Consider the following 21,692-nt stretch of genomic DNA (forward strand, 5'->3'; position numbering starts at 1 on the left):
GGATAATCATGAGTGATCGTTTTATCAAATTTAATGATGAACAGCTAGATGCCAAAAAAGTCATGATGTTACAAGATTTAGCGCGTCTTTTGCTAAAAAACCCACAAACACATGTTAAAATTCAAAAATTCCCTTATTATGATCCAATTAATAATACTTTAATCACAAGCTCTTTTTGGTCTCATAGAAGAGAGGATATTGAAATTACTGGGTTGAAAACTGATATCTTGTTAGCTGCATATGGATATCAAATGATGGATGAAACTATTGTCAATACCGTGATTCGCAATCAAACGTTTAAACATACAAAATTTTTCCAACAATTATTTAAATTATTGGAAGATCAACGTGTATTGAATACTATAGCTAAACAACGCCCATCCATGCAGTCCGCAATCCAATTGCGCAATAACATACGGCTTAATTATACGAAAACGCAAATCAAAGTCTATCAAACTAAAACTACATTTACAGATTTACTCTTTTTATACTTGGAAGCGTCATTTATAACAGAAAATTTCTATGACGTACCTCAAATACATCCACAACTTGATGATATTTTAAACAATATGTATTTGTATTTACCAAACTTTTTTTATAATAATTCATCTGAGGATAACATGTATTTAGCTGAACGGATTATGTATCAAATAGATGATATTTTAAAAGAAGATATGCTCAATGAATATTACCATTTACCTAAAAAAGTATATGCGTCCATTGAATCACTAAAATTTGAAGATTTAAAACGAACAGATGCCAGTAACGTTGATGGAAGCTCTGACGAACAAAGTGATGATGATACGGTGACTGAAAAAATGGAATCCAATAACCAAGATAGTGCTTCTGAAGGCGGGGCTTATCTTGAAATGGAACTACATGAAGGTGAAAACAGTGATGTCATGTCAGATAACAACACTGCTAGAGAAGGTGACGCAAGTGATGATATGACAGATATGCAAACAAAAAAAGGTAAAGGATCTACCAATACTATTGATAATGATGAAGGTGGTTCAGTAGGACATAACGAAGTATTTGCACTTAAAGGCATTAATCAAAATGTTGATGTCAAATGGAATATACCTGATATCAAACCAGAATATCTTCAAACATATAGAGATGTTGAATCAGAGGTACAATTTGAAACGAAAGATCTAATCCAAATTATTCAAAAAACAATCGACAGAGAATATCAAGATGAACGTCATAACCTAACAAAAGGTCGATTACAGAAAAATTTATTGAACTGGTTTATAGATGATCAATATAAATTGTTTTATAAAAAACAAGATTTAAGCCAATCTTTTGATGCGACATTCACTTTATTAGTTGATGCTTCTGCAAGTATGCAAGATAAAATGGATGAAACTATGAAAGGGGTCGTCTTATTCCACGAGACTTTAAAATCTTTACAAGTTAAACATGAAATTTTAGCTTTTAACGAAGATGCCTTTGATGCTGATGAATCGAAACAGCCGAACATCATTGATGAAATCATTTCCTATGATCGTTCAATGTTCGATAAAGAAGGTCCACGAATTATGGCTTTAGAGCCACAAGATGATAATAGAGACGGTGTGGCTATTCGTATTGGTAGTGAACGCCTCATGCGTCGTGCGCACAATCAAAGATTTTTAATCGTTTTTTCTGATGGTGAACCTTCGGCATACAACTATAGTCAGGATGGTATTTTAGATACCTATGAAGCGGTTGAAACTGCTAGAAAAATGGGGATTGAAGTATTTAATGTCTTTTTAAGTCAAGAACCGATAACTGAGGATATTGAACAAACCATTCATAATATTTATGGCCAATATGCTTTATTCGTTGAAGGCGTTGAGCATTTACCAGCTCAATTATCTCCATTATTGAAAAAATTATTATTAAAATCATTCTAGAAAAATAATTTCTCAAAAATAGCTATCATATTTTTAAATATTCTGAAATTTATATAGACGCTATCTTATGAAACGTGATAGAATGAATAATATTATTTTATTGGTTAGAAGGAGAACAACATATGAATAAAAACACATGGATTATAGGTTTCACTTTATTTGCAATGTTTTTTGGTGCAGGGAACCTAATATTTCCACCAAATTTAGGTCTAGATAGCGGACAATACTTTTGGCCGTCTATTTTAGCATTTACACTCACAGGTATTGGTTTACCTTTGTTAGGAGTCGTTGTAGGTGCATTAGACAAGCAAGGTTATATTGGCTCATTAAATAAAATTTCACCAAAATTTTCGATAGTATTTTTAATCATCATCTATCTTACAATTGGTCCTTTATTTGCAATTCCACGTACAGCATCTACTTCATTTGAAATGACTGTAACACCAATTGCACATACTAATAGTAATTTAGCTTTATTTATTTTTACAGTAATATATTTCCTTATTGTATTATATTTATGTATTAATCCGAGTAAAATGGTTGACCGTATCGGATCACTATTAACACCATTATTATTAATTACCATCTTAGCTATGATAGTTAAAGGATTTGTTGACTACGGTAATAATGACCACAGTCAAGCAGGTGAAGCATTTACTTCAAATTTAACTGGATTCTCACAAGGATTCACTAATGGTTATCTAACAATGGATGCCATCGCAGCGATTGCTTTTTCAATGATTGTTGTGAATGCAGTCAAATCTACTGGTATCACACATGCTAACAAGATTTTCAAACAAACATTAATGGCCGGTATAATTGCAGCAATCGCGTTAATGTTTATCTATATTTCTTTAGGATTTATCGGAAATCACATGGCTGTATCGCCAGAAAAGATTGCTAGTCTAACTGCAAAAGATCAAAATATTGGTACTTATTTATTAACAACAATGGCAAGCGTTGGCTTTGGTACGTTTGGTAAATACTTGTTAGGTATTATTGTAGCTCTTGCTTGTTTAACAACAGCTTGTGGTTTAGTGGTTGCAGTATCACAATATTTCCACAAAATTTTCCCTAAAATTTCTTACAAAGCCTATGTAATTATCTTTACATTAATTAGTTTTATATTAGCGAACCAAGGATTAAACTCTGTAATTTCAATGTCTGTACCGGTATTAAGTATTGTATATCCAGTCGCGATTACTTCTGTGTTATTAATCTTACTCGCACGATTTGTACCTACAAAACCAATTGCACAACAAATACCAGTTACAATTGTTTCAATCGTATCCGTATTAAGTGTTATTCACACTGAAGGATGGTTGAAATTGAGTTTCATCGATAGCCTACCATTAAAAGCATATTCGCTTGAATGGTTCCCAATTGCAGTTGTAACAACTATTATTGGTTATATTGTAGCTACAATGGTAAAAAATCAAAAACCGATTGTATATGAAAAAGAATAGGTATTTGTATGAGTCTGAGACATAGATAGATGTCTCAGATTTTTTAATTAGCCTGTAAATGACTGAAGTTCAGATGAAACTGTCAAAAAATATTCAACTTTGCTAGGGTGATACTAGAAATCTAATCTTTAAAAAAGTGAGGTTTCTGTCTCACTTCTTTTTTATATGCAAAATTATTCCAATTATAATAGTGTTTTTAAGAAAGTATTTTGAAAACGCAATTGCTTAGTTTTCAAAATTAGGCTATACTCTTTACTTTAAGTGTATTATCAAAATAAATCGACAGCATGGCTAGGCGCATATTCAAGCCATTGCGTTAATCTTCAGCTACTTTCATTTTGAATACACGTACTATAGAGGAGTCGAATAACATTAATTCTAAACATTGGAAAGAAAAATTAGATTGGCCGGTATTCTTAATTAGTGGGGGTATACTCGTACTATTTGTATTGATGTCGTCCATATTTACTAAAGCTACTTCAACTTTCGTTCAAAAAGGGTTTCAATTTTCTATTACTTATTTCGGAGCATTTTGGCAAGTTTTATTATTAGCTACATTTGCTGTTGGTGCTTTTTTAGCATTTTCAAAATATGGTCGTGTTCGACTTGGTAATGCATCAAAGCCTGAAATGGGTTATTTCAGATGGGCGGCAATCGTCATTACATCTGGATTAGGCGCAGGAGCAATATTCTGGGCTGCTGCTGAGCCAATGTATTACTTTATTGATGTTCCACCAACAATGGATCCTGCAATCAAAGATAGTAGTACACGAGCAATTCCTGCAGCTATGGCGCAGAGTTTCACATCATGGGGCTTCACTGCTTGGGCTGTCTATGGCGCTGTTACTGGTATTATTATCATGTATGCACATTATAATAAAAATATGAAAATGCGCCCACGTACACTTTTATATCCAATATTCGGTAGTAAGATTGAGAAGAATAAAATTGGATGGATCATTGATGTATTTTGTATTTTAGGCGCAGTTGCAGGGACAATTGGGACAATAGGCTTTTTTGGATTCCAATTCAGTTACTGGTTACATAGTATATTCGGTATTCCAGATAATCTAGTTACTCAAATTTTATCTGTAGGTGGATTAATGATAATCGTGTCTATTTCTGCAACAACAGGCATCGATAAAGGAATTCAGTTTTTAAGTAAATTAAATGTCTGGCTTGCAATCGCACTTGCAGTATTTATATTATTATTAGGTCCAGGTCGCTTTATTATCGATACTTTCATATCATCTTATGGTGTCTATATCACACACTTTTTAGAAATCAGCACCTTTAGAGGCAATGACAAATGGGCAGGCGCATGGATGCTCTTTTTCTTTGGTTGGTTTATTGGTTATGGTCCATTAATGGGTATGTTAGTGGCTCGTGTATCAAGGGGTCGTACTATTAGAGAGATATTTTTACTAGTATCTATTGTAGCAGCTGTTGTATCACATATTTGGTTTTCTATTTTAGGTGGTAGTGGTTTGTTCTATGAAACTAAAAATAGTGGGGCAATTAGTAATCCTTTAGCAGATAATGGATTGCCAGCCGCTGTAATTTCTATCGCTTCTCATTTACCAATAGGTACAGTACTTGTCATTGTTTTATTATTGTTGACATTAATTTTTGTAATTACCACTGCAGATACAATGTCATTTTCAATTTCAATGTCTGTAACGGGTGAGGGTGATCCGCCGAAAATGATTAGATTATTCTGGGTAGTGATTATGGGTGTTATTTCAATTATATTAATCAATATTGGTGAAGGCAGTATTAATGCTATACAGTCATTTATTATTATTACAGCTGTCCCCATATCAATCATAATGCTTCCAGCAGTTTGGACCGCACCAAAAATTGCACATAAATTAGCAGTTGAACAAAAAATTGTTACTGACACGAAATTGAAAAAAGATAAGTCAAATGTCTTAGAAGAAATTTCATCTAAAACAAATCACTAGTTCTAATAAAAGGGCCCCGTCTACTATTATAAGTAATACGGGGCTTTACTTTATGATTTATTAGATTTCATATCAAGTAGATGATTTTGTAACTCTGATTCTAGTTCATTTAATTCAGATTCAGCTTGTTTACGTTTTGTTCTACCTTGTTCTTGAATTTGTAACGTTTGTTCAATGGTTTCGATAATATCATTTTGTGTTGTTTTAAGTGTTTCTATATCTACTACACCACGCTCATTTTCTGTAGCAGTGGCGATTGCATTTTCTTTTAATAGCTCTGAGTTTTTCAATAATAAATCATTCGTAGTATCTGTAACTGCTTTTTGCGCTGACACTGCATGACGTTGTCGCATTAATGTGACTGCAATAGACATTTGATTTTTCCATAACGGAATACTTGTCAAAATAGAACTTTGTATTTTTTCTGCAAGTGCCTGATTTACATTTTGAATCATGCGTATTTGGGGTGCAGTTTGAATCGCAATTTGTCGTGATAATTGCAAGTCATAGATACGTTTATCTAAACGATCGATGAATTGTTCCATATCAGAAGCTGCTTGCACATCCATTTGATTACCTGTCGTCTTAGCTTGATTGCGCAGTTTAGGTACTTCTTCTTGTTGTAATTGAAGTTGTTTCTTTTTGGCTGCTTCAATATATATTGATAGCTCATCAAAATAATCTTTGTTCATGTCATACAACTCATCTAACATATCGATATCTTTTTTTAAATTGTTTTTATGTTTGTCTAATTCTATTGAAATGCGATCTATTTGTGAACCTACAGACTGCATTTTCGAAAATATTTCATTGACTGAAGCTTTGGTCCGTCTGAAAATACGTTTTAATCTAGATTGATTCTCAGGATTTAATTCATCCGGATTTACAGACTTTAGTTTGCTCATTAATCCATTTAACGAGTCGCCAACAGGGCCCACATCAGTCGTTTTTACTTCATTTAATATTCGATGTGAAAACTGTGACATATTTGATTGTGCTTGTGTTCCGTAATTCAACAAACCATCATGATCCATTGGCTTAATTTGCTCACTGATTTGATCAATTTTACGTTGATCTTCTTGAGAAAACTGTGTAGCATTTTTAACAATTTCAGTTTCATTTGCTGAATGTTCATCAATGTATTTATCCAATGGATGTGAATTAATAGCATCTTGTTCTCTAACCATAAAATTCCGCTCCATTTCATTTTTAAGTCGATATTATTTATTTCGTTTTTGCTCTAATTTGTTCAATTCCATCTCTATATCAAGTCGGCTATAATCCTCTTCATTAATTCTACGCAAATCTGCTTCTAGCGTTCTTTTAACTTCATCTAGTGTAATACGCGTTTGTTCTAATTTTTGTTTTTCTTCTTTAGATTTTTTTGGTGATTTAGATAATCTTGTATATGCTTCAATTAAATTCAATGCATTATCAATATGAGAATAGAAGAAACTTTCCACCTTAAAAAATTGTCCCGGCTGCTGTTTAACTGCAAAATAGATAGCTCGGGATATCCGGTAAATTTCATTGACTTGCCTAAAATCTTTAATAGATCTTACATTGACAAAGGTCTTAAAGATTCTTCTTATTTTATCTTGCGCATTATTTAACTGTCCATTAACAAAATGATAGTCACGCCGAGTTAAACCAATTTCATTCAAATACTTTCTTGATGTCAATCTTTGTGTAGGGAAGTAAAAGATGATAAATGTTGCTACAGATATGAGTAAATCAAAAATGAAATAAATATCTAAAGCAAATATGCTAACAATCCATGCGATGATTGCTACTGGTAATGCAACCATTGTACCCAAAATACGAGAAATATTATATCTCAAATTTCATCTTCCTTTATATCGTTCTAAATTTTTTCAATGATTCATCAGGATCTAACGCTTCTATCACAAAATCTTCAACGTGAGACGCTGGAGAGGCACCTTCAGTAACTGCGTTAATAAATTGTGTTAAGTTCTGTTCATCACCTTGAGCATATATGTCCACGAAGTTATCGACGTTTTGCACAGTACCTACAATATTATATTTACGTGCTATTTTTTCAGTGTAATAACGAAAACCTACACCTTGTACCATTCCAAATACTTGAATATGTTTGCGTTGCATATAATCACCTCTTAACTTATATTATACGAAATTTTGCTTTACAAAACTAATATTTACGTTTATACAACATTAAGCTATCGGTCAAAAGTATGAGTCAGATAACTTGATTTTGACTTCTAACGCGTTAAAATATTACACAAAGGTAAAATTGTATGGATTCAAAATAAGATAATGTTAAACTTAATCTTATAGTATGATATTAACATGAGAAATTTTTATTTATTGTATATGTACCAAATGATATAAATACTTTTGTCCAATTTGTACTAAAAATCTAAATCTTGAGCATTGAATGCGAAAATCATTCATCCTTTATGATTAGATGTGCTGTGAAAGGGTGGAATTACATGTGGACAGTTGCAAAAATTAGAGCAGATTACGAAGGCTGGTGGCTATTTAGTGATTGGCCTGAGCAAATTATAAAACAATATGATTTTGAGACATATGAAGATATGTTAAACACTTATCAAAATTTAATCATGGATAGTAAAAAAAATTTTGATAATTATTTAGTGGGAAAATATAATATTCATGCTTTTTATAATAATTGTGATTTAGGATTTTGTGAGGATTGTGATGAAGATTTACAAATTTTCTATAGTTATATTGTTTTAAATAATAATGAAGTTTTTTATAATTTACCTATAATTGAATAAACAGTTTATTCACATTAGTCTTGCAATTTAAAGAGAAATCCTTTATAATGTTAGTCAAGCAATTGTTTTTATTCCATATTGCAAAGAATATTGTACTAACAGCTTTACACTGTTTCATTGTATTTTTTGTAATATGCGAATAAGCATATTGAATGAATATTAGTCTTGGAGGTTTCACATTTATGAAACAAGGTACAGTAAAATGGTTTAACGCTGAAAAAGGTTTTGGATTTATCGAAGTTGAAGGAGAAAACGACGTGTTCGTACACTTCTCAGCAATTAACCAAGAAGGTTACAAATCATTAGAAGAAGGTCAATCAGTTGAATTTGAAGTAGTTGAAGGCGACCGCGGTCCTCAAGCTGCAAACGTTGTAAAACTATAATATAGATTGCAATATTGACTATCTAAAGAACCTTGTTAAAGGTTCTTTTTTTAATAGGCTTAATATTGGTATAAGTATATGTACTTTCATATGTATCGTAACTGATGAATTGCACATAAAAAATGGTTGTCACCCGAAAAAAGGGGAGACAACCATTTTTTTATTTTGTATCGTTAATAATTAACTGACGTAGAGATTGACGCTTAATAACTTCTCTAGCTTTACCGTCTTTCAGGAAGAATACGGATGGTTTTTGCATCTGATTATAATTTGATGCCATAGAATAATGATACGCACCAGTGGATAATATTGCTAAATAATCTCCACGTTTTACTGTGCTTGGCAATTTAGCATTTTTAATAATAATATCGCCTGATTCACATAATTTACCAGCAATCGTAACCGTTTCATCTTTTGGATCATTTCTATTCACAAGTAAAGCTTCATACTGCGCATCATAAAGTGATGTTCTGATATGATCACTCATTCCGCCATCTATTGAAACATATTTATTTACTTCTGGAATTTCTTTGATGGTACCAACCTCGTATAACGTAATGCCCGCTTCACCTACAATAGAGCGGCCAGGCTCTATACCAATTTCCGGTACAGGATAACCCGTCTCCTGTGCAATATTTTTAATGGCAGATGTGATTTCTGCTATTCCAGATTCGATAGGGAAACTCACATCTCCTTCAACATATTTAATGCTAAATCCTCCACCAAGATTCATTAGTTCTATTTGTATATCATTTGTTTTGAGCCATTTTATCACTATATTAGCAGTCTCGATCATAGCTTCTGTACCTTCAATTTGAGAACCAACGTGGAAATGCACACCTTTAAGCTCTAGATGTTTAGATGCTTGTACTTTTTCAACACCTTGAATAGCCAAACCATATTTAATAGATAAGCCGAATTTACTATCTTCTTGACCAGTTTGAATAAATTCATGCGTATGTGCCTCAACACCTGGATTTAGACGTAACACCACTTTAACTTGATCGCTAGCATAACGATCAATGAGATCAATTTCTTCAAGCGAGTCAACCACGATGTAACCAACTTTATTTTCTAATGCATATCTAATTTCATGCTTGGTCTTATTATTCCCATGAAAATGAATGTGTTGTGCATCAAAGCCAGCTTCTAATGCAGTATATAATTCACCTTCAGAAACAACATCTAGCTCTAAACCTTCCTCTTGAACCAATTTAACCATTTGTAAGCAAGTAAACGCCTTTGATGCATAGGATATATTATAATTTAAGCCACTTTCTTGAAAAGCCTTATGAAAGCGTCTCATTTGGTTTCTAATTTGTACTTCATCATAAACTATTGTAGGGGTACCAAAACTTTGTGCAATTGTTTTAAGACTTGTACCGCCCATAGTTAACTCACCATTACTATTATATTCTACTACCATAATTTATCTGTACTCCTTTATTAATGAGTGGTGATTCATAGCACTTAATTGTTCAGAATTAGCGCCAACGCCTTTAAATGTAAATTCATCAACGCGTATATCCTTATTATATAATATAACTTCATCACGTGCATGGATACCGTCATCTACCTCTACAAACATGTGACTCATCATCAGCGCTCGAATTGGATAACGTTTACCATTAATTAAAGCTTCATGTTTTGCTCTAGATTTTAATATACCATCCCCATATCCAATATCAACAACGGCTAATTTCGTATGGTCTTTAATCACTTCAAACGCAAAGCTATAGCCACAATAATCACCTTTATTTACTTCACGCACTTGAATTACATTACCTTTAACAGTCAAGGATTGTTGTATACTCTCTTCAGTAATCGATTGATAGGGTCTGGAACCATACAAGGCAATACCAACTCGGGCATGTGTATGATGCTTTAAAACACTATTTTCTCGAAAATAGCTTGCACTATTTTGAGCATGAATCATATCAAACGTATATCCATCTGCGATCAATGTATCAACAATCTCAATCCATGCATCACGTTCAATTTGGTAGTCTGGAACATCAAATTCATCAGCATAACCAAAATGCGTCCATAAACCAGTGATATGCATTTTGCGTGATTGTTGATTTTGACGATGATGCTGTAGCACTTCCTTAATTTCATCAATAGATTTCAATCCAGAACGATGCAATAAATTTTCAAATTCTAAATGTATTGCAATATCATAAAGATCATTAAAGTGTTCGTAATAAAACGATAGGGAAGGCAAGGTCATTTGAATACGATATTCGCGTAACAAATCGAAATCATAAACTGCGTTCATTAAGAAGATAGTTGCATTCGGTGCAAGTTTACGAATGCACATAGCTTCTTTTAAGGATGTTGTACTAAAGGTATCAATACCAATTTTAGAAAATTGTTCTATTGCAAATTCTAAACCATAGTGATAAGCATGATTTTTTACAACTGCCATAATATTATTATCTTGTTTTACTCGCTTAGCATTTTCACAAAACATTGCGGTATCTACTGACCAAATGGCTGTCATTATTTTGACACCTCACTATATGTTGTTAATATTTGTTCATAATAGTCTGCAATACGGATTAACATATGTTCATTAAAATTCAAATGTGCCGTATGTAAACCAGTAACATAGCCTTTAGCTTCATCTCGAACACCCACAAATACAAAATAACTTGGTGCTAGTTGGCTATAAAAGCTAAAATCTTCGCCGAATAAGTAGGGTGTTGGTTTATCAATGACTTCAAATTCTGCTTTTTCCAAACCATTTTCAACATGTTTTCGTAATTGTGGATCATTGTAAGTAGGTGGGTATCCTTCTTCAAACTTAACCTCACAGGAAACATTGAAAAGTAATTTAACGCTTTCTGCAATCTTAGCCATTTGTTGCTGCACAATTTGTAAGTCTTTAACATCATATGTTCGAATTGTGCCTTCTAAATAACCATGACTAGGCACAGTATTAATCGCTTCACCCGCTTCAAAGTGTCCCATGTGAACAATATTTCGTTTCAAACCATTTAGATGATATTGTTGGATTTGTCCAACCTGACTTAAAACATGTTGCAACGCTTCACCACACGAATGACCTTGTTCCTTATCAGCAACGTGGCTAGAAAGTCCATTTAAATAAAATCGATACTCCGTCGCACTTGCCGTTATTTCTTCATCTCTAATTACTACGCGTCCTTCATCTTCAAAAGGCATTACATGCACACCAAATACAGCCTCAATAGGATACTTTTCAAATGCACCTGCGCGAATCAAACGATTTGCACCGCCACCTGTTTCTTCAGCTGGTTGAAATATAAACACAATGTTATGTGGTAGGGCGCCTTGTTCTGCTAGTATTTTGCAGCGGTGAACAAATAACATTAATGCAGTTGTATGACCATCATGCCCACAAGCATGCATTACGTTATCTATTTCGCTTCTATAATCTACTTCATTTTCTTCAAAAATAGGTAGGGCATCTATATCTGCACGATATGCAATCGTATGATGACTGTTGCCAGGCAAATAAGCAACTAATCCTGTATCTAATGGACGTTCATATTTAATATTTAATGTATCTAGATACTCGGCAATATAAGCTGTCGTTTCAAATTCATGTAAACTTAATTCTGGGTGTTGATGTAAATAACGTCTATGTCTTGTTACAAATTCTAATTCATTCATCCTAATCAAATCCTTTGAGTAAAATTCATTAAATTCTGTAGTCTAATGACTCCTATGTATGGGTTATTAATTATAAAAATGAGGAGGTAAGATACAAATTTATAATTTTGTATCGTCCATACCTCCTTCACAAATACTATTGTTGAAAATGTCTTAAATAAATATTTAACTATCTTCTTGATAATATATTTTTAATCGTTTAATTTTCTTAATGCTGAAACGATTTCTCGTTTAGAATCTTCAACTTCACTTGTTTGTTTAATCACTTTAGCAGGTGTACCTGCTACAACAGCTCCTGCAGGCACATCTTGTGTTACAATTGCACCTGCTGCAACTATAGCGCCAGCACCAACACGTACACCCTCAAGTATAACCGCGTTTGCGCCAATTAACACATCATCCTCAATAACAACTGGTGATGCACTTGGCGGCTCAATTACTCCCGCTAATACAGATCCAGCACCAACATGTACATTTTTACCAGTCGTTGCACGACCACCAAGCGTCGCATTCATATCAACCATCGTGCCTTCACCTACAACAGCACCAATATTAATAGTTGCGCCCATCATAATAACTGCACCATCTTCAATAATTGCTTGTTCACGTATAAATGCACCTGGTTCAATACGCGCATTCGTATTTGTTAAATCTTTCAGTGGGATTGCTGAATTACGACGATCCATTTCAATTTCAATTTCTTCAATAATTGATTGATGCTCATCGTAAAATGGTTTCCATTCATCTGCTTCACAGAAAATTACTTTTGAATCGGCTGAACCGAATACTTTGAAGTTATCTGGAAAAGTAACGTTATCAAAACGACCATTGATATAGATTTTAAGTGGGGTAGACTTTTTTGCATCACTTATATATTGAATAATTTCTTCTGCGCTTAAATGTTGTACCATAATTAAATTCGCTCCTTATTGTTTATAAATTATCAAAAGTATAATAATCATTTGTTTTATTTATTAGTTTTTCTGCTGCGCCAATTGCTCCATTTGCAAAGATGTCTTTTGATTGTGCTCGATGAGTGATTTCAATAGTTTCATCTGTACCAGCAAATAATACCTCATGCTCACCGACAATAGTGCCTCCACGAATAGCATGAATGCCAATTTCATCTTGAGTACGTTTCTCAGTATGTTCATGTCTGTCATAAACTGGTGTCGTCTTGTCACGTAATGCTTCAATAACATCATATAATTTAACAAGTGTACCACTAGGGGCATCCACTTTTTTATTATGATGCGCTTCCGTTAATTCGATGTCAAAGTCTTGCAATAGCGGTACTGCTGCTTCTAAAATTTTAGTAAGCGCATGAACGCCATAGCTCATATTGGCACTGAAAAATACTGGCATACACTCACTGAGTGTTTTTAATTTGTGAATGATTTCATCTTTTTCACCAGTTGTAGCAATGACAAGCGGTAAGTTAAATTCTTCTTCTAATAGTGGTAATAATAATTCAGGGTTTGAAAAATCGATAGCAACATCTGCATTTTCAGCATCTGCTATACGTTCAAAAGTAGGATAAGGATAACCCTTTGTAGCATCCCTTACAATAATTCCTACAATTTCATGACCTTTGGCTTCGGCTAAACGTGCGACACGTTGATTCATGGCACCATAACCAATTAAGAGTATGTTCATACATTTTCACCTGCTTTAAATGCTTTATATGCTGCTTCTAATGTTTGACGATCATTATCTTCAAGTGGCACAAGCGGTAGACGTACCTCATAATTTCCAAACCCTTCTAGGGCTATCAGTACTTTTACAGGAATAGGGTTAACATCTATGGATAATGCATCTAATAATGTTTGAATTGGTTGGAATTGAGCTTCTATATGTGCACCTTGTTGTTTATCATCGTATAAAGCTTGGAATGCTTTCGGAATCACATTGGCGACAACAGAAATCACACCATGTCCACCTTTATCAAAATATTCCACAACATTATCATCATTACCACTGTATAATGCGAATGAGTCAAGATTCAGTCTTTGTTTCAAATCTTCCATATAATCAAAGTCATTCGTTGCATCTTTTAATGCGACAATATATTCATTTTCACTTAATGTTGCAACAGTCTCTGCATCAATAGTCATATTTGTACGCGAAGGTACGTTATATAAAATCACAGGTAATTTAACTGCATCTGCAATTGTTGTAAAATGGGCGATCAAACCACGTTGGTTCGTCTTATTATAGTAAGGTGTAATTAACATAATAGCATCTGCACCAATTTCTCTCGCACGTACTGACGCCTGTATTGATTTTTGTGTACTATTTGTACCTGTGCCTGCAACCACAGGTACACGTCCATCAACGACATTTACAACAACCTCTAATATATGATCTTTTTCTTCATCTGTTAATGTAGGATTCTCAGCTGTTGTACCATTTACTACGATAGATTTAGCATTATTATCGAGTAAATAGTTTACGTGATTTCTTAATGCATCATAATCAACTTCATTATGTGTGAAGGGTGTCGCTAGGGCGACACCTACACCTTCAAAAATATGTCCCATTTTATTTTGCTCCTTTCAAATCCATAACTTGTTCAAGTATTTGAACTGCATTCAATGCAGCACCTTTCAATAAATTGTCAGAAGTACACCATACATGGAACGTATTGTCTAAACTATCATCACGGCGAATACGTCCAACAAATATCTCGTCTTTTCCTGTTGAATGAATCGCTAGTGGGTATTCATTATTTTGCGGATTGTCTACAAGAACGACACGTGTATCATTTTCAAATAATTGTTGAATTGCTTCCACCGTCGTATCTTTATTCACTGTCACACTCATATGCACACTATGACTATCTTGAACTGGAACACGTACACATGTTGCTGTGACTTTTAAAGCATCATCTTTTAATATTTTTCGTGTTTCATCAATCATTTTTTGCTCTTCTTTTGTATACCCGTCCTCAAGAAATATATCTATATGTGGTAATACATTATTATAAATAGGATGTGGATATGCTTCTGGTGCCTTACCATTTGCACCTTCTGCTAAATCCTGTCTACCTTTAACTCCAGAACCTGATACAGCTTGATATGTTGTATATGCAACACGGTTCAAACCAAAGGCTTCTTGCATTATTTTAAGTGGTACTACAGATTGAATCGTTGAACAGTTGGGATTGGCAATAATTTTTCTATCCAATACAGGATCATTCACTTCAGGAACAATTAAATCTATACCCTCTGTCATTCTCCATTGACTTGAATTATCAATAACAATAGCACCTGCTTGTTCAAAAATAGGGGAGAAATGTTCACTTGTACTACCGCCAGCGCTCATCAATACATAATCAAATGCTTCACTCGCCGCTTCATCTGTGAGGTCTCTTACTGTATACGATTGCCCTTGAAATTCAATTTGTTCACCCGCAGATCTTGCTGATGAAAATAGCACTAACTCATCAAAGGGGATTGCTCTTTTATCAATTGTTTCTAACATTTTTCTTCCAACTAATCCTGTTGCACCTGCAATTGCTAATCTTGTCATATATATACACTCCTCTATTTATTATTCATGGTAGTAAATCGATTTAATATTACTCAAGCTATATTTCCGAAAATTCTGACATCAATATTTAAATATCAAATGCTTGATATAAGGTTTGAACTGCGCGCTCACCATTTTCAGCATCAATAACACACGAAATACTAATTTCTGACGTTGTCGTTTGATAAAATGCAATATTGTTTTCAATTAAAGTAATAAATGCTTTTGAAGCTACGCCTGACATATCTCTCATACCTGAACCAATCAAGGAAATTTTGACATATTCCTCATTTATTTTGAATCCCAATGCGCTAAAGTTTTCTTTTAACGCTTCTAAAATGGACGAAATTTGTATAGCGTCTGTGTCTTTAATTGTAAATGACATCTGTAAACCTTCTAAATTAACAATTTGCGAGATCATATCTACATTTACAGCACCCGCTTCTAATTTGTTGAAAAGCTCTGTTAACAAACGATTATCTGGAAGGGGATAACTAATTGTTACATGCATCATATGTGTATCAAGCGCAACGCCTGTTACAGCTTTCTTTTCTAATATTTCTGTTTGTGACATAATCCATGTTCCTTTCACATTTGATAAAGTTCTGCCTAAATATAGAGGGATATTATAGTTATTTGCCAACTCTACACTTCTGGTTTCAAGTACACCTGCACCAAGCGCACTCATTTCCATCATTTCTTCATATGATACATAATCGAGACGTTTAGCATGTGAATACACGCGTGGATCTGTAGCATAGATGCCATCAACATCTGTATATATTTCACAAGGTATATTATTGCTTGCTGCCAATGCTACTGCGGTCGTATCAGAGCCGCCACGTCCTAAAGTAGTGACCTCAAAAGCATCATTAATGCCTTGGAAACCGGCTATCACGAGTACATCGTTTGTATTAAATGCTTGTTCAAAAGTATCAGGATTAATTTCTGCGATGCGACTTTTCAAATGATGGCCAACTGTTTTGATACCAGCCTGATAACCAGTCATTGCTTTAGCGTTTATTCCGATATCATTTAATACCATTGATAGGTACGATACCGTTTGTTGTTCTCCTGTAGTTAGCAAAAGGGCAAGCTCTTGATCTTTCGGACTTGTCGTTAATGTTGATACATTTGCCATAAGTTCATCTGTCATTTTTCCCATGGCACTGACGACAACGATGAGTTGTTCGCCTTGCATTACTCTCGTACGCAACATTTCGGCGATATTTTTTATCTTTGTAAAATCACTGACAGACGATCCGCCAAATTTCAAAACACTTTTTTCCAATTCCATATCCTCCTCATTAAACAGGGGAGAATCACAGTATTATAAAAAAAGAACAAGTTCGGAATGCGAACCTGTTCTATAAATATATATACAAGTGATGCACTCCATTATTTTAAAATAATGACAGACTATTAGCTCTTAACCATAAAGTCCAACGTGTTATAAGCTGCTATTATAACTGTTTCGGCATCTCACCCTTTCAAAATTAGCTGCTAGCAGTCAGGTTCTCCTAATTTTTACTAATGATTGATGCGCCTCATCAAAACCTTATTTAATTTTTGTTTATGTTTCACATTATACATACGCATACATGGCCTGTAAACCAATTTTGCGAAATTTTTTAAATTTACTGAAAAATACAACAGTTTAAAAATACTTTTGTTAATTATGTTGAAATATTATACTTCGGTATATATAGATATCGCACGATAACTCTCATTTTGTTTTAAAACTCTTCGTATATTGCTGGATCTTGACCTTTTAATCTGCCATCTTTTTGTGTTAACTGATTTATTGCATCCATATCTTGTTCTTCTAATGTAAAATCAAAAATATCTTTATTTTGAATTTGTCTAGCAATAGAAGTAGATTTAGGAATTGGGACTACATCATTTTGTACATGCCATTTTAATATAATTTGTGGAATAGTTTTATTATGTTTTTCCGCAATGACTGCAACATCTTTGTCTTTAATAACTTCTGAAGCACGACCTAAAGGACTCCATGCTTGAGTGATGATACCTTTTTCTTGATGAAATTTGATGATATCTTGTTGGTTAAAGTAGGGGTGTAATTCGATTTGATTTACAGTGGGTAACACTCCTGTTTCTTTCTCTAATGTTTCAATATGTTCAGGTAAGAAGTTACACACGCCAATTGATTTAATCAAACCTGCTTTTTGTGCATCAATCATAGCTCTCCATGCTTCAACATATTTCCCTTGTCGAGGGTTCGGCCAGTGAATTAAATATAAATCAATATATTCAACATTTAAACGATATAGAGATTCTTGAATTGCAACCATAGCTGCATCATAATCGTGATAGCGACCAGGAAGTTTAGATGTCACAATGACTTGATCTCTCGTTACATGACTATTTGCAATTGCTTTTCCAACAGTACCTTCATTTTCGTAATTATACGCCGTATCTAATAGACGATATCCTTGATTCAAAGCATTTGTAATTGCATGTACACCATGGGCACCATTTAACTTATATGTACCAAATCCTATTTGGGGTAGTACTTGGCCATCAATCATATTTAAATTATCCATTCTCATCATTCCTCCTATTTTTACATAGTTTGATTATATAGCTATAAAAATACTTTTCAAAATAAATAACTTATAAAATTAACGCACATATCAAATTGCATAAAAAACTGTGAGACTCTATATAGAATCTCACAGTTCAAAATATTAATTATTTTGTTAAAACGCCTGTCTCTTGTAAATATGCCTCATAAGAAATTTCTTTAGACACAGCACCAGCAGGGTTTAAATCTATAACACGGTTAGCAATAGTATTGATAAACTCGAAGTCATATGACGTAAAGATGATTGAACCTTTAAAGTTTTTCAAGCCATCATTTACTGCAGTAATACTTTCTAAGTCTAAGTGGTTTGTAGGTTCATCAAGTAATAACACATTCGCACTAGAAAGCATCATTTTACTTAACATACAACGTACTTTTTCTCCACCTGATAAGACGCTTGCTTTTTTCTTAACTTCTTCACCACTAAATAACATACGGCCTAAGAAACCACGTAAGAATGTCTCTGTTTGTTCATCTTCAGGTGCATATTGGCGTAACCAATCTACTAAGTTCATATCTACACCTTCGAAAAATTCAGAGTTATCTTTAGGGAAGTAACTACGTGAAGTTGTAACACCCCATCTTACAGAACCTTCATCTGGCTCCATTTCTCCAGCTAAAATTTTAAGTAATGTTGATTTTGCAAATTCACTATCCCCAATTAATACAGCTTTATCATTTGGATCCATAGTAAATGAAATGTTATCTAATACTTTAACACCATCAATTGTTTTAGATACATTTTCTACAAATAATAAATCATTACCAATTTCACGTTCCGGTGTGAATTTAACAAATGGGTAACGACGTGAAGAAGGCTGAATGTCATCAAGCTCAATTTTTTCAAGTTGCTTTTTACGACTTGTTGCTTGTTTGGATTTCGAAGCATTCGCAGAGAATCGTGCGACGAAGTCTTGTAATTCTTTGATCTTTTCTTCTTTTTTCTTATTTTGATCTTGTGCCATTTTCATAGCTAATTGACTAGATTGATACCAAAAATCATAGTTACCAACGTAAACTTTAATTTTACCGTAATCTAAATCTGCAATGTGTGTACACACATTATTTAAAAAGTGTCTATCATGTGATACTACAATAACAGTATTTTCAAAATTAATTAAGAAGTCTTCTAACCAACTAATCGCAGGGATATCTAAACCATTGGTAGGCTCATCTAGTAATAGTACATCTGGTTTACCAAAAAGACTTTGTGCTAATAACACTTTAACTTTCTGATTGTTTTCTAACTCAGACATTGTTTTATCTTGTAACTCTGCTTTAATGCCTAAACCAGAAAGTAGGGTACCAGCGTCAGCTTCAGCATTCCAACCATCCATTTCTGCAAATTCGCCTTCTAATTCTGCGGCTCTAATACCATCTTCATCACTGAAATCTGGTTTCATATATATTTCATCTTTTTCTTTCATAACTGCATATAAACGCTCATGTCCTTTGATAACAACATCTAATACACGTTCATCTTCAAATGCAAAGTGATCCTGTTTTAATACTGCAAGACGTTCATTTTTCCCCATAGAAACATGACCTGTTTGTGCATCTAATTCTCCGGATAAGATTTTTAAGAACGTTGACTTACCAGCACCATTTGCACCAATCAAACCATAGCAATTGCCATCTGTAAATTTAATATTTACATCTTCAAATAGTTTACGATCACCAAATCGTAAACTTACATCAGTAACTTGTAACATGCCTTAACTCCTTTTCGTTAATCTACCGGACAAATTATATCACACTTAGTCGCTACTTTCGACCTTTCATAGTATAGTGATGCTTGTTTTCCTATTGCATGTTATAATTAGTGTGAATAAATTTGAGTACGAAGGAGACAAGTATGGCCCAAGATGAAAAAGATATTGTAGGTTCAATTGAATTTCTTGAAGTTGTAGGATTAGAAGGATCTACATACAAGTTACAAGGACCAAACGGCGAAGAAGTTAAGCTAAACCAATCCGAAATTAGCGAAGAAGATGAATTACAGGTAGGGGAAGAATATAGTTTCTTCATTTACCCAAACCGTTCAGGAGCATTGTTTGCAACGCAAAACATGCCTGATATAACTACAGATAAATACGACTTTGTAAAAGTATTAAAAACTGATCGCGATGGCGCACATGTTGATGTTGGTTTACCGAGAGAAGTACTTATTCCATGGGAAGATTTACCAAAAGTCAAAGAGGTGTGGCCAACACAAGGCGACGAACTTTTTGTAACGTTACGTATTGATAGAGACAACAATATGTTTGCACGTTTAGCGACAGAAACAATTGTCGAACAAATGTATACACCCGTCTTCGATGATGAAATGAAAAATAAAGTGGTCGAAGCTAGACCGTATCGTTTATTAAGAATTGGTAGTTTCTTACTATCTAAAGAAGGGTACAAAATATTCGTACATGAATCTGAACGTAAGGCAGAACCACGTTTAGGTGAAAATGTAAATGTGCGAATTATTGGTCACAATGAAAAGGGAGAATTGAACGGCTCATTCCTTCCATTTGCACATGAACGACTTGATGATGATGGTCAACACATTTTTAACTTATTAGTCGAATATGATGGCGAGTTACCATTTTCAGACAAATCGAGCCCAGATGCTATAAAAGAAGTCTTTAATATGAGTAAAGGTGCATTCAAGAGAGCTATCGGACACTTATATAAAAATAAAATTATCACGATTGAAAGTGGTAAAATTGCTTTAACACAAAAAGGTTGGAATCGAGTAGAAAAATAGTTTCTACTATTGTATAGATGAACATCTTAAAGAGAGTTAACTAAAACTAAAAATCAATAATTATTATCTATAAATAAATACACCTTGTCACTAATACAAAAAGTGACAAGGTGTATTTATTTAGGCTCTTTGTCAATAACGGTTGGTCTATAAAAAATGAATATATTTGATGCATCAAGCAACTTTTGAATGTTGCTTGATGTGTTTTTTATGTTCAGAGACAAATAATCTAGAAATTATAAGTATTCTATTTCTAAAATTAATAAAATTGCGATAGCCGTAGGCATTTCTCTTTATTAATTTGATTTTATTAATGATTCCTTCAATTGGACCGTTAGTTAATTTTGGATGCTGCATAGTGTTTTCTATAAAAGGTAAATAGCCTTTGAAAGTTTTTATAATACGGTTAAGTCCTTCAAAGATTTCTTCATTTTCTGCTTTACTTAAAGCTTCTTCAAAATTCTTTATATCATTCATTCTTAATGCACTTAAAATTTGATGTCCAATTCGATAGGTTGCTTCTAATTTATCGTCTAAAGTAAGTAAATACTGTAATGCACTATAAGTGCTTTGCCAACTCTTAAAGAGCCTGAATGGATGATAATTTATAGAATTCAATTGATAAGGGTTCTTTAAAAATAAACGCCAAT

General features: G+C 33.6%; 20 protein-coding genes and 1 riboswitch. Of the genes, 6 read left to right on the plus strand and 14 right to left on the minus strand.

The genetic code is table 11. The features are described 5' to 3' along the window. Window positions 1-8: 8 nt before the first annotated feature. From BJS11_RS08255 to BJS11_RS08265, 3 genes are all read left to right on the plus strand, one after another. Window positions 9-1,898 carry a vWA domain-containing protein gene (locus tag BJS11_RS08255; protein ID WP_069996521.1) on the plus strand — a complete coding sequence of 630 codons (1,890 nt, stop codon included), beginning with the start codon at window positions 9-11 and terminating at the stop codon, window positions 1,896-1,898. Window positions 1,899-2,020: 122 nt separating this feature from the next. Beyond that, a complete protein-coding gene (gene brnQ3 / locus BJS11_RS08260; protein WP_069996520.1) occupies window positions 2,021-3,364 on the plus strand; it encodes a branched-chain amino acid-like transporter carrier protein BrnQ3 in 1,344 nt (447 codons plus the stop codon). Window positions 3,365-3,816: 452 nt separating this feature from the next. After that, window positions 3,817-5,328: a BCCT family transporter gene (locus tag BJS11_RS08265; RefSeq protein ID WP_245167117.1), complete on the plus strand. Its 1,512-nt coding sequence runs from the start codon at window positions 3,817-3,819 to the stop codon at window positions 5,326-5,328. Between the two features lie 50 nt (window positions 5,329-5,378). Here the strand turns inward: BJS11_RS08265 and BJS11_RS08270 are convergent, their stop codons facing one another. The 3 genes from BJS11_RS08270 to BJS11_RS08280 are packed head-to-tail and all read right to left on the minus strand — an operon-like array spanning window position 5,379 to window position 7,452. Beyond that, the gene (locus BJS11_RS08270; protein WP_069996518.1) at window positions 5,379-6,515 is read right to left on the minus strand and encodes a toxic anion resistance protein; all 1,137 of its coding nucleotides are present in this window, start codon (window positions 6,513-6,515) and stop codon (window positions 5,379-5,381) included. A gap of 33 nt (window positions 6,516-6,548) precedes the next feature. Then, the gene (locus BJS11_RS08275) at window positions 6,549-7,169 is read right to left on the minus strand and encodes a 5-bromo-4-chloroindolyl phosphate hydrolysis family protein (RefSeq protein WP_069996517.1); all 621 of its coding nucleotides are present in this window, start codon (window positions 7,167-7,169) and stop codon (window positions 6,549-6,551) included. A gap of 13 nt (window positions 7,170-7,182) precedes the next feature. Then, complete coding sequence (locus BJS11_RS08280) at window positions 7,183-7,452, minus strand: acylphosphatase (RefSeq protein ID WP_069996516.1); 270 nt, start codon at window positions 7,450-7,452, stop codon at window positions 7,183-7,185. Window positions 7,453-7,799: 347 nt separating this feature from the next. Here BJS11_RS08280 and msaA point away from each other — a divergent pair, with 347 nt between their 5' ends. Further along, window positions 7,800-8,108 (plus strand): regulatory protein MsaA, encoded by a 309-nt coding sequence (gene msaA, locus BJS11_RS08285; protein ID WP_069996515.1) that lies wholly within the window; start codon window positions 7,800-7,802, stop codon window positions 8,106-8,108. Between the two features lie 182 nt (window positions 8,109-8,290). Further along, window positions 8,291-8,491, plus strand: a complete 201-nt coding sequence (gene cspA / locus BJS11_RS08290; RefSeq protein WP_001831260.1) for a cold shock protein CspA — start codon at window positions 8,291-8,293, stop codon at window positions 8,489-8,491. 160 nt (window positions 8,492-8,651) lie between these two features. Here the strand turns inward: cspA and lysA are convergent, their stop codons facing one another. The 10 genes from lysA to BJS11_RS08340 all read right to left on the minus strand — a co-directional run bounded on the left by lysA (window position 8,652) and on the right by BJS11_RS08340 (window position 19,999). Further along, window positions 8,652-9,917, minus strand: a complete 1,266-nt coding sequence (lysA, locus tag BJS11_RS08295) for a diaminopimelate decarboxylase (protein ID WP_069996514.1) — start codon at window positions 9,915-9,917, stop codon at window positions 8,652-8,654. A 3-nt stretch (window positions 9,918-9,920) separates the two neighbouring features. Continuing rightward, window positions 9,921-10,994: an alanine racemase gene (locus tag BJS11_RS08300; RefSeq protein ID WP_069996513.1), complete on the minus strand. Its 1,074-nt coding sequence runs from the start codon at window positions 10,992-10,994 to the stop codon at window positions 9,921-9,923. After that, window positions 10,994-12,148: a M20 metallopeptidase family protein gene (locus BJS11_RS08305; RefSeq protein ID WP_069996512.1), complete on the minus strand. Its 1,155-nt coding sequence runs from the start codon at window positions 12,146-12,148 to the stop codon at window positions 10,994-10,996. Before BJS11_RS08305 ends, BJS11_RS08300 begins: the two co-directional genes overlap by 1 nt. Window positions 12,149-12,339: 191 nt before the next feature. After that, entirely contained in the window at window positions 12,340-13,059 is a 720-nt protein-coding gene (gene dapD, locus BJS11_RS08310; RefSeq protein ID WP_069996511.1) for a 2,3,4,5-tetrahydropyridine-2,6-dicarboxylate N-acetyltransferase, read from the minus strand. A 22-nt stretch (window positions 13,060-13,081) separates the two neighbouring features. After that, window positions 13,082-13,804 (minus strand): 4-hydroxy-tetrahydrodipicolinate reductase, encoded by a 723-nt coding sequence (gene dapB / locus BJS11_RS08315; protein WP_069996510.1) that lies wholly within the window; start codon window positions 13,802-13,804, stop codon window positions 13,082-13,084. Then, window positions 13,801-14,688 (minus strand): 4-hydroxy-tetrahydrodipicolinate synthase, encoded by an 888-nt coding sequence (gene dapA / locus BJS11_RS08320; RefSeq protein ID WP_069996509.1) that lies wholly within the window; start codon window positions 14,686-14,688, stop codon window positions 13,801-13,803. The genes dapB and dapA overlap by 4 nt, the downstream gene beginning before the upstream one ends. A gap of 1 nt (window position 14,689) precedes the next feature. Then, window positions 14,690-15,679, minus strand: coding sequence for an aspartate-semialdehyde dehydrogenase (locus BJS11_RS08325; protein WP_069996508.1), 990 nt, complete (start codon window positions 15,677-15,679; stop codon window positions 14,690-14,692). 88 nt (window positions 15,680-15,767) lie between these two features. Continuing rightward, complete coding sequence (locus tag BJS11_RS08330) at window positions 15,768-16,976, minus strand: aspartate kinase (RefSeq protein ID WP_167351813.1); 1,209 nt, start codon at window positions 16,974-16,976, stop codon at window positions 15,768-15,770. Window positions 16,977-17,059: 83 nt separating this feature from the next. Further along, a riboswitch (Lysine riboswitch) is annotated at window positions 17,060-17,238 on the minus strand. Between the two features lie 177 nt (window positions 17,239-17,415). After that, on the minus strand, window positions 17,416-18,246 hold the full coding sequence (locus BJS11_RS08335; protein WP_069996506.1) for an aldo/keto reductase: 831 nt from the start codon (window positions 18,244-18,246) through the stop codon (window positions 17,416-17,418). A 148-nt stretch (window positions 18,247-18,394) separates the two neighbouring features. Further along, window positions 18,395-19,999 carry an ABC-F family ATP-binding cassette domain-containing protein gene (locus BJS11_RS08340; RefSeq protein WP_069996505.1) on the minus strand — a complete coding sequence of 535 codons (1,605 nt, stop codon included), beginning with the start codon at window positions 19,997-19,999 and terminating at the stop codon, window positions 18,395-18,397. A 143-nt stretch (window positions 20,000-20,142) separates the two neighbouring features. Between BJS11_RS08340 and cvfB the strand changes: the two genes are divergently transcribed. Next, entirely contained in the window at window positions 20,143-21,042 is a 900-nt protein-coding gene (gene cvfB / locus BJS11_RS08345) for an RNA-binding virulence regulatory protein CvfB (RefSeq protein WP_069996504.1), read from the plus strand. A gap of 174 nt (window positions 21,043-21,216) precedes the next feature. Here the strand turns inward: cvfB and BJS11_RS08350 are convergent. After that, window positions 21,217-21,692, minus strand: a 476-nt coding sequence (locus BJS11_RS08350; protein WP_148114208.1) for a transposase, incomplete at its 5' end; no start/stop codon positions are given.

This window comes from Staphylococcus caeli, from assembly GCF_900097965.1.
In the GTDB taxonomy this organism is placed as follows: domain Bacteria; phylum Bacillota; class Bacilli; order Staphylococcales; family Staphylococcaceae; genus Staphylococcus; species Staphylococcus caeli.

Excerpts from the sequence above, each read along its gene's own strand:
- BJS11_RS08255 (WP_069996521.1), top strand. The coding sequence starts at position 9 with ATGAGTGATCGTTTTATCAAATTTAATGATGAACAGCTAGATGCCAAA.
- brnQ3 (WP_069996520.1), top strand. The coding sequence starts at position 2,021 with ATGAATAAAAACACATGGATTATAGGTTTCACTTTATTTGCAATGTTT.
- BJS11_RS08265 (WP_245167117.1), top strand. The coding sequence starts at position 3,817 with ATGTCGTCCATATTTACTAAAGCTACTTCAACTTTCGTTCAAAAAGGG.
- BJS11_RS08270 (WP_069996518.1), bottom strand. The coding sequence starts at position 6,515 with ATGGTTAGAGAACAAGATGCTATTAATTCACATCCATTGGATAAATAC.
- BJS11_RS08280 (WP_069996516.1), bottom strand. The coding sequence starts at position 7,452 with ATGCAACGCAAACATATTCAAGTATTTGGAATGGTACAAGGTGTAGGT.
- msaA (WP_069996515.1), top strand. The coding sequence starts at position 7,800 with ATGTGGACAGTTGCAAAAATTAGAGCAGATTACGAAGGCTGGTGGCTA.
- cspA (WP_001831260.1), top strand. The coding sequence starts at position 8,291 with ATGAAACAAGGTACAGTAAAATGGTTTAACGCTGAAAAAGGTTTTGGA.
- lysA (WP_069996514.1), bottom strand. The coding sequence starts at position 9,917 with ATGGTAGTAGAATATAATAGTAATGGTGAGTTAACTATGGGCGGTACA.
- BJS11_RS08300 (WP_069996513.1), bottom strand. The coding sequence starts at position 10,994 with ATGACAGCCATTTGGTCAGTAGATACCGCAATGTTTTGTGAAAATGCT.
- BJS11_RS08305 (WP_069996512.1), bottom strand. The coding sequence starts at position 12,148 with ATGAATGAATTAGAATTTGTAACAAGACATAGACGTTATTTACATCAA.
- dapD (WP_069996511.1), bottom strand. The coding sequence starts at position 13,059 with ATGGTACAACATTTAAGCGCAGAAGAAATTATTCAATATATAAGTGAT.
- dapB (WP_069996510.1), bottom strand. The coding sequence starts at position 13,804 with ATGAACATACTCTTAATTGGTTATGGTGCCATGAATCAACGTGTCGCA.
- dapA (WP_069996509.1), bottom strand. The coding sequence starts at position 14,688 with ATGGGACATATTTTTGAAGGTGTAGGTGTCGCCCTAGCGACACCCTTC.
- BJS11_RS08325 (WP_069996508.1), bottom strand. The coding sequence starts at position 15,679 with ATGACAAGATTAGCAATTGCAGGTGCAACAGGATTAGTTGGAAGAAAA.
- BJS11_RS08330 (WP_167351813.1), bottom strand. The coding sequence starts at position 16,976 with ATGGAATTGGAAAAAAGTGTTTTGAAATTTGGCGGATCGTCTGTCAGT.
- BJS11_RS08335 (WP_069996506.1), bottom strand. The coding sequence starts at position 18,246 with ATGGATAATTTAAATATGATTGATGGCCAAGTACTACCCCAAATAGGA.
- BJS11_RS08340 (WP_069996505.1), bottom strand. The coding sequence starts at position 19,999 with ATGTTACAAGTTACTGATGTAAGTTTACGATTTGGTGATCGTAAACTA.
- cvfB (WP_069996504.1), top strand. The coding sequence starts at position 20,143 with ATGGCCCAAGATGAAAAAGATATTGTAGGTTCAATTGAATTTCTTGAA.